Consider the following 14,618-nt stretch of genomic DNA (forward strand, 5'->3'; position numbering starts at 1 on the left):
TAATTGGTGTTCAAAAGGGCGTTAGTAAGGGTCTTAAAGAGTATCTTTTGCAAGCCAAAAGGGCGTCTTTTAGAAGCCAAAAGAGCATGTGTTGGATTTGATCTGTACAAAAATAGTTTACAAACATGATTTAATAAGGGAATAAGCAGGTTATAGATGACAGATTGGCATCACACCTAATTACATTTATCATATAGTTTACCCCCCTTATAAAACAATCTTATTGGCGGTAAGCTTACCATGTATGTATATTAATCTCATTCTATTAACGATCTACGCATTTAACGGAAGAACCAAAAAATAACATTCCAATTCATTACAAAAGGCTTGTAACACCCTTACCGAAGGCTTATAATATAGATAACAACGGCTATGCCTTAAACAAACAATGTATACCAATAACGAAAAAGACTACCATTGAAGAGAGAAGATAAGTCATAATGATATACAAACAGCGCACTTTAACGTTTTTCTTGATAGTAAACAGCTTATTAAAGTATAATCGTTACCTTTGTAATCTAATACAATAAAAATCATTGTTAAGCTTTACATTTCCACCTTTTGAACTGTAAGAATAGTGTATGATACATGAAAATACTGACATAGAAAGGCTTTTCAAGCGTTATTACCAACCGATGTATCGGGTGGCAAAAGGGATTCTCTACGATCAAGATGAAAGTAAAGACGTGGTGAGTGATGTGTTTGCCAAGGTTTTTGAAGAGGGTATAATACTGCTTCCAGAGACGGAAGAAGGCTATTTAATAAGGGCTGTTCGCAATCATTGTCTGAATATTATTGCACATAAAGACATACGAGAAAGGACCTCAAAACTACTTTTGAATGATGCAGAGACTATTCTCTCCGAACATGACGAAACCCTACTTGACCACCTAATGCTACTCATTGAACATTTAGAGCCGCCTATTCGTCGTCAGATTCTGCGCCTACGTCATGTGCAAGGACTACCCTTCCAGCGCATTGCTGATGACTTAGGAGTGAGCAGAGTAACTGTGTATCACCATCTTTCAGAGGCTATTAACATCATTAAAAGGCAACTTAACCAAGCAAGACAATGAACAACAAGCAATCAGAAGAGAAACAAAGGATATTCCTCAACATGCTGGATCATCCTGAGAAATACACGACGAAAGAGATAGAAGCACTGCTTGCGGATGAGGAGATAAGCGCGTTTGCATCCTATCTGGCTATGACTAAACGTGCAATGAAACGTCATGAGGATGAGGACATAGACGTTAATGCCGAGTGGGAACATTTTGCGATAGAACATTCTATACCACAAAGACGTAACTGGAAGCGGATTGCGGCATCTACTATCGGTATCATCTTTATATCAGGCTTGGCGTTTGCTGCTACAGTTCAGTTGGGTATTCTGCCTTTCTTTGGTAGTAAAGAGGAGGTTGAAACACACCCAAAAACTCCTCATATAACGGCTACAGACTCTATAAAGAAGGCGCAGGCAGAACGCAAAGCAGTTTCAGACAGCCTTAACCGAGTACTCCTTCACAAGACAGATAGTATTCCTCCGCAACCTATTGTGTTTGAGGATACATCCTTGAAGACCATCGTTGATGCTATAGCAGCATATTATCATGTCGACGTGAAAGTGCTAAATCCAGTATCAACACACATCCGTCTCTACTTCAAATGGGATAGACAGTGTAATCTTCAACAGAATATAGAACTGCTGAATGCCTTTGACCGCGTAAAAGTTAGCTATTCTGATAACACATTAACAATAGAGTAAAGCTATGGAAAAGTTTCTTATTATTCTGCTACTCCTCATCGGCTCGCATGGAGTATCAGCCCAACGTATCAGTCGACAATATAATAATGTATCCATGGCACAGGCATTGAAGGAGTTAAACCAACTGCAAAACCGATACACCGTGAACTTCATTTACAACGACTTAGAGGATTTCCGCATCACCACTAACATCAAGAACAAGAGTGTTCCAGATGCTATTGAACAACTCATAGGCTTCTATCCCATCCGAATGACACGTCGCGGAGACGTTATCATGGTGGAATGTACACACAAGACAAGGCGACATCTGACAGGAAAGGTCATTGATGAGACCGGACAGCCAGTGCCTTACGCTAATGTTCTACTATTGTCTGTTGTCGACTCCAGTGCTATATCAGGTGGAGTTAGTAATGAGAGTGGTATCTTCGTAGTACCATTTGAGCCATCAAAGGTCATCGCCCGCATTAGTTACGTGGGTTATAAACCAGTTTATCGTACCTTTTCAACAGAACAAGCAGGTATCATTCAGCTTCAACCCGATGCCTTAAAACTGAAGGAAGTGACCATTAAAACGTCCCGTCCACTATACAAACAGACCAGTGGAGGGATGAGTATCAACGTTGAAAATTCCCTTTTATCGAAATTAGGAACAGCTATGGATGTCTTAGGACAGCTCCCTCGTGTCACAACCAATGGTGATAATGTGCAGGTGTTTGCCAAGGGTACGCCGCTAATATACGTCAATAATCGCAGAATAAGCGATATGAAAGAACTTACGGAACTAAAGTCTGACAACATAAAGAGCGTAGAAGTCATTACAAGTCCCGGCGCGCAATACGATGCACAAGTACAGTCTGTCATCCGAATCAAAACTATTCGCAGGCAAGCTGACGGTCTTAGCTTTCGCAATGATACTCGGATAGAATACAATGGAAAGTGGACAGGTTCGGAGGCAACCAAGTTTACCTATCGAACTAAGCACTGGGAGCTTTTCAATAACCTCACTTGGATGAACTATAAAGACCAAGAGAAGAATTATCTCTGCTCTCAAATACATACCAGTAGAGAGGATATTGAGGCGCAACAACATATCAGATACAAGGCTAACCATAATCTCCTTTCCGAAAATATTGGTGCTTCTTACTTGATAAATGATAGCAATACCATCGGTGGAACTTATCGTTATTACACCGACTATCACATGGATGGGTCTATAGATAACAACCAAAACATCTATAAGAATGGTACTTTAGAAGGAACAATAGCACAGAAAGGAGACGTGGAAGTGCGTGTTCCTGCTCGACATCAAGCAGACTTGTATTATGTGGGACGGCTTGAAAAACTTAGCATAGACTTCAATGCTTCTTACATGAGTATAGGCACAAAAGAAAGACATGCCCAATCGGAACACTCCAACGAGTTCCCTAACCGTGAAGTACACTCCACGGGTAATCAACACAGCAACCTCTGGGCAGGGAAACTGGTTCTTAGTCACCCGTTATGGGGCGGAAATATATACTGGGGAACGGAACTTTCCAGCACAAACTCACGTGGAGATTTCAATAACAAAGAGCAGATTGTAGCGGCATCAGAGACCAATATCAAGGAGAGGTATCATGCGCTATTCACTGAATATACCCATTCTTTCGGCAATTTCACACTTAACACAGGACTAAGATATGAGCATGTGACATCCGACTATTACTCTTTTGGAGTGAAACAAGACGATGCCAGTAAGCATTACAGCAATCTCTTCCCCTCCTTTTCCCTATCATGGAATCATGAGAAATGGAGCTTTCAACTCAATTATAGCAACAAAATCCATCGTCCAAGCTACCGTACTCTGCGCAACTTCATACAGTATAACAATCGTTATGCCTATGAAGGGGGTAATCCGGAACTGCATCCTGAACAGATACACAACGTAGAAATAAACGGAATCTATCGTTGGTTGAGTATCTCTATAGGCTATAAGTACTACAAAGACGTGATGTTCTGGACCCATAAACTATACAATAATCAGGCTATCTCATTCTCTTCAACCTACAACTACGACCATTCTGAGAACCTTTATGCAAGTATCTCGGCTTCTCCTAAGTTCGGAATCTACCAGCCAACAGCAGAAATCAATTATATCCAACAGCGTTTCCATGCACCATTAGATAATGGTACATTAGTAAAAAACAACCCCTGCTTTGCTATCTCACTACGTAATCAGTTTGCTTTCTCTAATACTTTCATAGCAAGAGTTGACTTCAGAGCACGCACAAAGATATATGATGGTTTCCAAACATCCAATGGTTGGGCAAGGATGAATCTCGCCTTTCGCAAAACATTCTACAATAATCGTCTAATATTCATACTCTCTGCGGACGATATCTTCAAGTCCGAACGTGAACAATGGACACTCCGTGGCTATGGAACAACATTAGACAAAGATTGCTACAACTACACCCGCGCCGTCTCACTGACCGTAACTTACAACTTTAATGCTAAGCGAAGTAAATACAAAGGTACGGGTGCTGGCAATGCAGAGAAGTCCAGACTGTAACCAAGCAGAACTCATATAACGACATTACCAGCGCATGGTAATGAGAGTTTCAAGCTTTGATTCTCTGTGTCTCAAATACTTGAAACTCTGTGTTTCATAGGCTTGAGACTGTGCGTTTCAAAGCTTGAGACGATGCGTTTCATAGGATGAAACCCTGCGTTCCATATACTGAAACCCTGCGTTCCATGTATTGAAACGATGGGGTTCATTGATTGAGACGGGAATGAAACATATCTGACACGGGGACAGATATGCACAAGAAGCATGAAAAAAAGTGCGCTGGCTAACAACGAACCAACGCACCTTAAATATATCAATAGAAATTCAGAGTCTATGGAACAAGCTCCATTGTGCAGTGTGACTTGCTGTCACAAGAGAGATACAACTTGATGTTGTACTTGCCAGCTGTTACGTTGATATTACCGCCCTTAAAGGTGATGTTATCCAATGAACCGCCCCAGTCTAACACCCAATCACTATTCGCACGGAACTTCATCTCACCTGTTGTCAGGGTTACGTTATCAAGTTCCCAGCACTTTTGAGCCGCATTGTAGGTCATTGCTGCATCTGAACTCCAACCATTAGGAGTGGCAGAACCAATGATACCAACACTATTAATTGCGGTGTAAGTAATGCTTTGCGTGGTCAGATCAAGGTCTACCTTGTAGAAACCAGCAGGCTCAGTCATTACGATGTTAGCACCCTTTTCTACAAGATCCTGACCATAGTCAGTACCATTCCAATCCTGTTGGGTAGCAAACTTAAAGCCGTTCTGATTGAGATACATAAAGCCTGTGTACTTGCCATCGGCAGCTGGACTATAGAGCGGATTGCTGAATGACCAACCATTAGCGTCGCCCGACATATAGAGATACTGGGTGAAGGCAGGAGCAACACAAGTGACCTTTGCCTTTACATTCTGCGACAGACTATAGCCCTCGCCACGCTGTAATTTAATCTTATTGGTCACCGCCATGGCAACTTCATGCTGGTCGCCATTCTTACCATAAAGGTTCTCTATGGCTGAAACCAGTTCTGTACTCTTTACCTTTCCCGCATCGCTAACATTCAAGGTTGCCGTCTTATTGTTATTAGAAAGTACGGCAGTCAAGGTCTGTTCAGCAACAGCATCAGTTGAAACCACTGATGGAGTAAAGAGCAGGACAGAGTCGGCTGTCACGGTATTGAAGTCGATTGCGGGTGCTTCAGCTACAGTGAACTTCACAGAGTTAGCCGTCTCCTCAGCATTAGACTGTGGCTTAGCCCACTCTTCATATTCATTGCTACCACAAGAAGCAAGGAGCAGTGCAGTACTTGCTAAGACTAATATCTTCTTCATATCAATTCTTGTTATTAAGAAGAAGGTGTGCCCTAAGGTTATGCCCAAAGACACACACCCTCTAAAAAGTATCTTTTATTTGTTATTGTTTTACGAAAGAATACTGACCAGTGATGTCGTTGAAGTAAACTGTGTACGTTCCCTTCAAGTTACGAACGTTCTTGCCACCCTTAGTTGCAACACCGTATGGGAAGTTTTCAGCACCCCAATTTACGTCCCATGTGCCATTGGCAGCAAACTTGCAGCCTTCGCCATCAGCACCGGTTGACTTCTCTGTGAATGTCACTGTAGCCTTCCAATCGTGGTTCTCAACAACAGATGTTTCTGCAGTCATTGGTGTACCACCAGCAACAGTCCATCCATCGTGCTTGCCTGGCAATGCCATTGAAGTATAGACAGTAGGTGCAGCACCAGTGTAAGGTACAATCTTTAACTTAGGATTCTTTGTATCGAATGTAATCGTATAGTAGCCTGCTGTTGGCACTTTAATATCTGATGAGCCGCCATCGTTATATTTGAAATCACCAAAGCTTGCGCCCTGACCAACCTGACCATCATCCCAACTTGCAGGGTTCTTCTTCAACTTGAAGCCTGCTGTTGACAGGTAACCAGTCCAAGAGATAACGCCCTTACCCGTTTTCTTGTCATATTCCTGACCTTCCTGTGGAAGCAAAGGTACGACCTGAGTATTGCCCCATGAGCCATCACCGAAGCTACCACCAACGAGGTACCAGGTCTCAACAGGAGCATCAGATAGCTCAACATAATAAGGAGCAACGTTCACTTTAACGGCATTTGAATAGATGGTATCGCCATTAACGAGTGAGTAAACACGTGCATAGAGGTCTTGGCTGGCTGGCACATGACCTTCCTCATAACGCTCCATCTTCTCTATTGCGGTCGCAAGTTCGGCTGCACTAACCGACGTACTACATGTTCCTGTTGGTGTACCAACAGGCGCGTAGTCGCCACGTTCAGCATCCATATCAACTACCTTGTCGACTGATTTAGTCCACTTATTGGTAGTTGAGAATTGCATACCATACTCGGCAGCTATCGGAGCACCATATTCTGGCTGTGACCAAGTGAAGTTCAACTTATCAGCAACCTTTAGGTCAACTGTCTGTGCAGCGTAGGTAGGAGTATTCAGCTTGAATGTCTTTGGTGTTTGAAGGGTTGGATTATGGTCCAAGTCCTTGTCACAAGCAGAGAACAACGCTACACCTGCACACAATAACAATGATGACTTTATTATTGATTTCATATTAATTATCATTTAATCATTTATGTTCTATTCGATTGTTCAATCTTCTTTCTATCCAATACTTAGCCTCTGGTGTGCGCCATCAGCTAAGTATTGGCATATACCTTAATTATATCCTTGGTTCTGAACAAGATTTTCGTTGGCAGTCAAGTCAGATGAAGGAATAGGGAAGAGATTGAGGTGAGTATCAAAGTTACGGCCGCTCTTGACGCCACCCTTCCAACTCCAGTTATAGTTAACATTACCTCCAAAGTAACCGAAACGTATGAGTGTTGTGCGACGGAGACCCTCGAAGTAGAACTCACGGCTCCATTCGTCACAGATCTGACGCAGAGAATAAGCGGTATGAGTGGTAGCGTGCGCACGACGACGTACGTCGTTGATATACTGTGCACCATCAGTTGTTGTCGTTCCACCATTCATACGAGCATCAGCCTCTGCATATATCAGATAAGCTTCAGCAGCACGCATGAGGAAGAAATCGGTATCTGGGAAACTTGAGTTATGGCCAGCAGAACCGTCCGTCTTAAAGTTAGTGAACTTACAAACGGCAAATCCGTTGGTAAACACTTTCACATCAGTTTCATTATTACCATTATCTACGTTTCTACCATCACCATCGAAGAGCGCACGATCATCATCGGCAGCAGCTGGCATAGCGTATGCACCAATATTAGGCGCATCGTTGTTAGGGAAGAACTTCTGTACTAAGTCTGGGCGCATACGGTTACCAGCCCATCCTGCAGTTGTGTTGTTACCCTTTGTAGTAGCATCCTTTATATGCTCGCTGTTGTCATTTGAGCCTGCCATGAGGTAAAGAGTTGTACCGTATGAGGTAGTTGTCTTACCATCTTGGAGGATTGGGAAGATAGCCTCAACAGATGCTCCACTCTCGCCATTATCGCCCATGAAGAGCTGTTGATAAGCACTCCACTGTCCTTTCTTAGTTGTGTAGAGCTTATAAGGAGAGTCGATGACCTTCTTTGCATATAGCTTAGCATTAGCCCAGTCAGCTGTACCTGTATAAACCTCAGCATTCAGATAAAGACGAGCTAAGAGCATCCATGCAGCAGCCTTATCAACACTACCATAGCCAGCAGTTGCTGATGTCTTTGGTTGTGGTTCGCCTAACTTAGGCTCAACATTGGTCTTTAGTTCATCAACAAGCCACTTGTAAAGATCAGCACGTTCAATACGAGCAGGATTACTAGACGATATTGCAGTCGTAAATGGTACGTTACCGAACTCATCTAAGAGGTAATAATAATTCAAAGCACGGAGGAAACGAGCCTCAGCAGACATCTTTTCGTTATAGTCACCATAGTCAGCAAGATACTGATTACAGTAAGTAATACCTGCGTAAAGACGGCTATAAAAGCCCTTCAACATAGGATGTGAGGCATCGTAAGTATTGAAGTTAAAGTTAAGAATACCTTCATCACCACCCCAAGCACAGATGGCTTCGTCGGTTGTAAGCTCTTGTGTATTGAACAACTGACGGATATAACCACTCGTACCACCATCTATACCATCGACATCACTATCACCATTAGCTCCTCCATTACCTGCCATTGCGATGGTGGCATAGCACTTGTTTAAGGCGCTTTCAGCCTTTGTATTAACCTTTGTCTTTAGGTTTGGATCAATTGGATTAACATCCAAATCACTTGTACAAGAGGTTAGTCCTACAGACAGCATAAAGGCTGCTGCAGAGAATATATATTTAATGTTATTCATTGTAACTACTCTTTTATATGGATTAGAAATTCAAGTTCAGACCCAAGATGAATGATATTGGACGTGGATAGAGGTTATTGTCAATACCATTGAATACCTCTGGATCAAGTCCCTTATACTTAGTAAGACAGAACACATTGTTCACTGTACCATAAACTCGACCAGAGATACCATTCCATGTACCCTGCTTTAGGAGGTTACTAAAGCTATAACCAAGTGTAACATTATCCATCTTTAAGAATGAAGCATTCCGTACCCAGTAATCAGTCTGTATAGACTTTGTCTCTGTTGTCTGCCAGTTGTCAGCCAAGACGTCCGTTGGACGGTTAACAAGAAACTTACTCTTTGAGAACAACTCAGAGTTTGACATATTGGCAACACTTGCGAAAGCATCATTGTAAACATAGTTACCAAGACTTGCACGGAGAGCAAAACCAAGGTCCCAGTTACGATACTCAAAGCGAGAAGCAAAGCCCATGGTTACTGGAGCAGCAGGTGCCTTGTAATAATACTTATCTGCATCTGTAATCTTACCATCACCGTTGCGGTCAACAACCACACCTTCTATTGGCTTACCATTCTTATCATATACCTGCTGGAAGACGTGGAATGAGTTGACAGCATTGCCTACATGCTGTGCCTGAATGTTACCACCTGTACCAGCAGAGATACCACCTGTTGGAACAAAGTAGTCTGCATCATTACCACCATTTAGGTTAGTAATCTTATTATAGTTATAGGTGAAGTTGTAATCCATTGTCCAGTTGAAATCCTTAGCGTTCACTGCCAACCAATGGATACTTGCTTCAACACCCGTGTTATACATCGAACCGATGTTACTCATTACCTGGTTACGGAAGTTTGAACCAGCTGACACTGTTGCACTATTAAGCAGGTCGCTTGTCTTACGATAGTACCAATCAACGCTACCTGTAAGGCGCTGCTTAAGAATACCCCAATCCAATCCTACATTATAAGAGGTGGTTGTCTCCCACTTCAGACTTGGGTCGTATGCCTTTGGACGTGCTAACGTACCATCGCCATAGACAGGATAGTAAGATTCGATACCTGTATTCATCTCATAAACAGCGAAGTAGTTGTAATCACCAATACCTTCTTGCTGACCAGTCATACCCCAGCTAAGACGTAACTTGAGGTCAGACAACCAATCAATCTGCTTCATTAGGTTCTCTTCGTTCATACGCCAAGCGAAAGCAAATGATGGGAACAATGCCCAATGCTCCTTGAAACGTGATGAGCCATCCTCACGTACGGTTGCTGTTACCATGTAACGACCATCCATCAAAGACCAGTTGGCACGACCGAAGAAGGATACGAGGTAGTTCTCTGTCGCATAGTCATACTTGGTGCGGTTGCGTTCAGTACCTGCAAGTGTCGCATCATTGTTTGTCTTTGGGTAGTAGCTCCAATAAGAGTTATGCGTGTTATGCCAGAAATGAGCCCATTCATAACCTGCCATAATATCGAAGTGGTTCTTCGCTTTATCATTGAAGTCATGATAGTATTGAGCGTATGCAGAAAGTTGCATATTGCGCTTCAACTGTGTTTCCCATCCGTATGAACCATAATAGGTTGCCTGTGGAGAAGCTGGGTCTACATCTGTATCCTGACGACCCTTAGCGATATCTATACCAGCAGTAACATGTAAACGGAGATCTTCAAAGCCATGTACTTTATAGTCAACATCGGCACTTCCCAAGAAATCACGGCTGATAGCACGATCGTTCTTTAGGTTAAGAATAGACACAGGGTTCTTTGTTGCCAATGAATAATAGGTTTGTGGCCATGTAGGGTCATTGAGTGCTGTACCAATATCTAACCATTGGTAATAACCTCCGAAATTATCAAAGCCATTAGCACGAACAGGCTGTGTTGGGTCAAACTGGCGTGCAGCCTTAATTGCCTCACCATCAGCATAGCGGTTCTTAGTCCACATTCCCTTTGCGTTCAACGTCACCTTCAAGTGGTCGTTCAAAAGTGAAGGGTTCAAAGTCAAGGCTCCTGTAAAACGTTCAAAGTTAGAAGTTTTGATGATACCCTGCTGGTTTGTGTATCCAGCACTTACACGATAAGGCAACCAATTAGCTGCCTGTCCAGAGATAGCTACGTTATGGTCATGTCCAATGGCTGTACGGAAGATTTCATTCTGCCAGTTAGTATTAGCCTTACCAAGACGTGCATAAGCTGTTGGAACTTGATTACCATTAGCATCGAGGGTGTAGAGATCAGTACCAAACTTATTTGCTATGAGACTACGATACTCGTCAGCAGACAACACATCAAGATTCTTTGAATTTCTACTCACCGTAAAGCTACCATTATAAGACACCTGCAAGCCACGACGTCCTTTCTTGGTTGTAATGATGATAACACCATTTGAACCACGAGAACCATAGATTGCTGTTGCTGAAGCATCCTTCAAAACGTTGAAAGACTCAATATCCTGTGGGTTTACGAGTGACAGAGGATTGCTAACACCCTTAATACCTGTCTGGTCCATAGCCACACCATCAATCACAATCAATGGATTGTTAGATGCGTTAAGAGATGAACCTCCACGAATGCGGATATTAGAACCGCCACCAGGAGTACCACCATCGCTTGTCACACTCACACCGGCAACTTTACCAGCGAGCATATCCTGCGCATTAACGACAAGACCCTTATTCTTGCTGTCTGGCTTTAACGCTGTTACAGAACCCGTAAGGTCACTCTTCTTAACAGCACCATAACCAATAACAACAACCTCATTCATCTGCTGTGCTTGGTCTTCCTGAAGTGTAATTACCATACCATTGGCTGCAGCCACCTGCTGCTTCTGGAACCCAATGTAGGAGATTGTCAAAGTTGCACCCGGCTGTACATTGACAGAGAAGTTACCATCAAGGTCGGTCACTGTACCATTACTTGTCCCATTGATAAGGACAGAAGCACCAATGATTGGCTCACCAGTAGCATCCTTCACCTGTCCCTTTATCGTAGACTGCGCAAAGGCACTAACTGAAAGGAATAGACTCAATAATAGTGTCACCATCCTAACAGGAAATTTGCATTTTACCTGCTTCATCTTTGTTATTGTTAAAGTAATTTATAAATTGATTAAAGTAATATATTCGTTTAGCTCTATCAAAGTTAGGTTAATAGCCGTTTTATGGGCTTACTCTGCTGCAAAGTTAGTTGAGATTAAGCTACTTTATACTATTTTTGCGTTGAATTTGCAAAATAGTAAGCGCAAACGATTGCACAAACAAATATAAAATAAATAAATTGATATAGGTCAACAGATTTGTAAAAAATGTGTATATTTGCGTTATAAAACAATGTGATAGACTAAAAACAAGGCTAAATCGCATGAGTGACTCAACCAACATAACAATGAAAGATATAGCACGCGACCTCGGAGTCTCCGTTGCTACAGTCTCTCGTGCGCTCAAAGACAGCCCTCGAATATCTGCTGAAAAGAGAGAGGAAATAAAGAAGTATGCACAAGAACATAACTTCTATCCTAACATCCTTGCAGAGAGTCTGCGCAAGAGTAAGGTACAGCCGATGAAAATTATCGGTGTTATCGTCCCTCAACTCGCCCATTTCTATTTCTCATCTATCCTCTCTGGCATAGAAGAAGAGGCTTCTTCACATGGCTATCGACTTATGGTTGCACAGAGCAAAGAGAACTATGAGAACGAAGTTAAGATTTGTCGGGCTTTCTCAGAGAGTAAGGTATGTGGCATCATCGTCTCTCAAGCGAAGAATACTACTAAGTATGACCATTTCCAAACACTCTTAGAAAAAGGTGTACCACTGGTCTTCTACGATCGTATCAGTACGGGAGTCAATGCCAGCCGAGTGGTTGTTGATGATTATATGGGTGCCTTCACGGCTGTCACACACCTTATTAATATAGGCTGCAAGCGTATTGCTTATTATGGTACTTCGTTAACAATGGAAATAGCAAAGAACCGCTATAACGGATACCGCGATGCCCTACTGAAGAATGGGATGCATCCTGATGAGCAACTGATAAGGAACTGCGACAATAGAGCAGATGCCGAGCTTATTACTCCAGACGTTATGCAACTTCCTCAACCACCAGATGCGTTCTTTGCAGTCAACGACGACACAGCTATCGGTATTCTCTATTCATGTAAACGATTAGGGTTTCGTGTGCCTGAAGACGTCTCTATCTGTGGTTTTACTAATGGTCAACGTGCCATTGCCTGCGATCCTATGCTGACAACTGTCGAACAACGGGGAGTACGCGTGGGTGAAGAAGCTGCAAGTATTCTCATCGATCAAGTGGAGGGAAGACTTCCTAAGAATCGTGTGGAGAGACGAGTGGTGAGGACAAGACTCATCCTTAGAGGGACAACAAGGTGAGGGAATCTCCCCCAACCCCTCCGAAAGAGGGGAGTTCAGAGGACTTTATTGGGCATATTAGCCCTATAGGCCTTATAAGCCTAATAGTCCTCTCTTCAAAAGAAAACAAACAACACAAGCTTCGTACACCCTCTTCAGAGGGAGTCAAAGAGGCACAAAAACTAACATAACAATGAAACAAAAACCTAACTTAAGCTTCTGGCAACTTTGGAATCTCAGCTTTGGATTCTTTGGAGTGCAAATTGCCTACGCACTACAGAGCGCCAACATCTCTCGTATCTTTGCAACTTTAGGTGCTGACCCTCATAATCTTAGCTACTTCTGGATACTCCCGCCTCTAATGGGTATCGTCGTGCAACCGATTGTTGGAACACTCTCTGACATGACGTGGACACGCTTCGGACGCCGCATCCCTTACCTCTTCGTAGGTGCAGCCGTTGCTGTTCTTGTGATGTGCCTTTTGCCGAATGCGGGTTCTTTAGGTATGGCTGTCTCTACAGCTATGATATTTGGTCTCATCTCATTGATGTTCCTTGACACAAGTATCAACATGGCTATGCAGCCATTTAAGATGTTAGTAGGCGACATGGTCAATGAGAAACAAAAAACGCTCGCCTACTCTATTCAGAGCTTCCTCTGCAATGCTGGCTCTATAGCAGGCTATGTTTTCCCATTCTTCTTCACTTTCTTAGGTATCTCCAACCAGGCTCCATCGGGTGTAGTACCTGACTCTGTGGTCTATTCTTTCTATATCGGTGCAGCCATCCTCATCCTCTGTGTTATCTATACCACAGCCAAGGTAAAGGAGATGCCACCAAAGGTTTATGCCGAATACCATACCGTTGAGAAGAAAGAAGAGACTTCAAAGTCTAATGTCTTCACCTTATTAAAGTTTGCACCATCGACCTTCTGGAAGGTAGGTTTGGTACAGTTCTTTAGCTGGTTTGCCTTTATGTATATGTGGACATACACGAATGGAACCGTAGCAGCCAACTGTTGGGGTGTAGACATGCTTGCTCATGATGCTACAATGACAAAGGGTTATCAAGAAGCAGGCAACTGGGTAGGTATTCTCTTTGCCATTCAAGCTATAGGATCAGTAGTCTGGGCAATGATTCTTCCACAGTTCAAGAACACCAAACTCGCATACTCCTTCTCGCTTATCTTAGGTGCTGCAGGTTTTGTTCTCGCAGCTTTCGTACATGATCAGTACATGATGTTCATTCCATTCCTCCTCATCGGATGTGCATGGGCAGCTATCTTGGCAATGCCATTCACCTTCGTCACCAACGCACTTGAGGGTTATGGGCACATGGGAGCTTATCTCGGACTGTTCAACGGAACTATCTGTATACCACAGATTATTGCTGCTGCTATTGGCGGAGTGATACTTCAGATGGTTGGTTCCGTACAAAGTAATATGATGATTGTAGCAGGTGTTTCCCTCTTCCTCGGTGCACTCTCCGTTGGAATTATCAAGGTGAAGCGGCCTGCATAACAAGGGTAACAATAACTTTTTTATAATCTCTCTGAATTTAAGGGTGTGCTGAAAAGTGTTTCAGCA

At 42.9% G+C, this 14,618-nt stretch carries 9 protein-coding genes; 5 read left to right on the forward strand and 4 right to left on the reverse strand.

What is annotated here, in order from left to right; genetic code table 11:
* The first annotated feature begins 581 nt into the window (after positions 1–581).
* From CHB62_RS00680 to CHB62_RS00690, 3 genes are read left to right on the forward strand one after another with little or no spacing between them, the layout of a single operon-like run.
* Positions 582–1,076 carry a sigma-70 family RNA polymerase sigma factor gene (locus tag CHB62_RS00680; protein ID WP_089365268.1) on the forward strand — a complete coding sequence of 165 codons (495 nt, stop codon included), beginning with the start codon at positions 582–584 and terminating at the stop codon, positions 1,074–1,076.
* Positions 1,073–1,765: a DUF4974 domain-containing protein gene (locus CHB62_RS00685; RefSeq protein WP_089365269.1), complete on the forward strand. Its 693-nt coding sequence runs from the start codon at positions 1,073–1,075 to the stop codon at positions 1,763–1,765. Before CHB62_RS00680 ends, CHB62_RS00685 begins: the two co-directional genes overlap by 4 nt.
* A 4-nt stretch (positions 1,766–1,769) precedes the next feature.
* Positions 1,770–4,316, forward strand: coding sequence for an outer membrane beta-barrel family protein (locus tag CHB62_RS00690; protein ID WP_089365270.1), 2,547 nt, complete (start codon positions 1,770–1,772; stop codon positions 4,314–4,316).
* A 331-nt stretch (positions 4,317–4,647) separates the two neighbouring features.
* Here the strand turns inward: CHB62_RS00690 and CHB62_RS00695 are convergent, their stop codons facing one another.
* The 4 genes from CHB62_RS00695 to CHB62_RS00710 form a co-directional block, all read right to left on the reverse strand.
* Positions 4,648–5,655, reverse strand: coding sequence for an Outer membrane protein SusF domain-containing protein (locus tag CHB62_RS00695; protein ID WP_089365271.1), 1,008 nt, complete (start codon positions 5,653–5,655; stop codon positions 4,648–4,650).
* Between the two features lie 82 nt (positions 5,656–5,737).
* On the reverse strand, positions 5,738–6,919 hold the full coding sequence (locus CHB62_RS00700; protein ID WP_089365371.1) for a SusE domain-containing protein: 1,182 nt from the start codon (positions 6,917–6,919) through the stop codon (positions 5,738–5,740).
* Between the two features lie 105 nt (positions 6,920–7,024).
* Complete coding sequence (locus CHB62_RS00705) at positions 7,025–8,656, reverse strand: RagB/SusD family nutrient uptake outer membrane protein (RefSeq protein WP_089365272.1); 1,632 nt, start codon at positions 8,654–8,656, stop codon at positions 7,025–7,027.
* Positions 8,657–8,678: 22 nt separating this feature from the next.
* Positions 8,679–11,744 carry a SusC/RagA family TonB-linked outer membrane protein gene (locus CHB62_RS00710; RefSeq protein ID WP_089365273.1) on the reverse strand — a complete coding sequence of 1,022 codons (3,066 nt, stop codon included), beginning with the start codon at positions 11,742–11,744 and terminating at the stop codon, positions 8,679–8,681.
* Positions 11,745–12,028: 284 nt separating this feature from the next.
* Between CHB62_RS00710 and CHB62_RS00715 the strand changes: the two genes are divergently transcribed.
* Together CHB62_RS00715 and CHB62_RS00720 are read left to right on the forward strand one after the other, a co-directional pair.
* Positions 12,029–13,054, forward strand: a complete 1,026-nt coding sequence (locus CHB62_RS00715) for a LacI family DNA-binding transcriptional regulator (protein WP_089365274.1) — start codon at positions 12,029–12,031, stop codon at positions 13,052–13,054.
* A gap of 172 nt (positions 13,055–13,226) precedes the next feature.
* The gene (locus tag CHB62_RS00720; protein WP_089365275.1) at positions 13,227–14,552 is read left to right on the forward strand and encodes an MFS transporter; all 1,326 of its coding nucleotides are present in this window, start codon (positions 13,227–13,229) and stop codon (positions 14,550–14,552) included.
* The last annotated feature ends 66 nt before the right edge of the window (positions 14,553–14,618 follow it).

The sequence above is a fragment of the Prevotella jejuni genome (assembly GCF_900187995.1).
GTDB lineage: Bacteria > Bacteroidota > Bacteroidia > Bacteroidales > Bacteroidaceae > Prevotella > Prevotella jejuni.

Excerpts from the sequence above, each read along its gene's own strand:
- CHB62_RS00685 (WP_089365269.1), top strand. The coding sequence starts at position 1,073 with ATGAACAACAAGCAATCAGAAGAGAAACAAAGGATATTCCTCAACATG.
- CHB62_RS00715 (WP_089365274.1), top strand. The coding sequence starts at position 12,029 with ATGAGTGACTCAACCAACATAACAATGAAAGATATAGCACGCGACCTC.
- CHB62_RS00680 (WP_089365268.1), top strand. The coding sequence starts at position 582 with ATGATACATGAAAATACTGACATAGAAAGGCTTTTCAAGCGTTATTAC.
- CHB62_RS00690 (WP_089365270.1), top strand. The coding sequence starts at position 1,770 with ATGGAAAAGTTTCTTATTATTCTGCTACTCCTCATCGGCTCGCATGGA.
- CHB62_RS00720 (WP_089365275.1), top strand. The coding sequence starts at position 13,227 with ATGAAACAAAAACCTAACTTAAGCTTCTGGCAACTTTGGAATCTCAGC.
- CHB62_RS00705 (WP_089365272.1), bottom strand. The coding sequence starts at position 8,656 with ATGAATAACATTAAATATATATTCTCTGCAGCAGCCTTTATGCTGTCT.
- CHB62_RS00710 (WP_089365273.1), bottom strand. The coding sequence starts at position 11,744 with ATGAAGCAGGTAAAATGCAAATTTCCTGTTAGGATGGTGACACTATTA.
- CHB62_RS00695 (WP_089365271.1), bottom strand. The coding sequence starts at position 5,655 with ATGAAGAAGATATTAGTCTTAGCAAGTACTGCACTGCTCCTTGCTTCT.
- CHB62_RS00700 (WP_089365371.1), bottom strand. The coding sequence starts at position 6,919 with ATGAAATCAATAATAAAGTCATCATTGTTATTGTGTGCAGGTGTAGCG.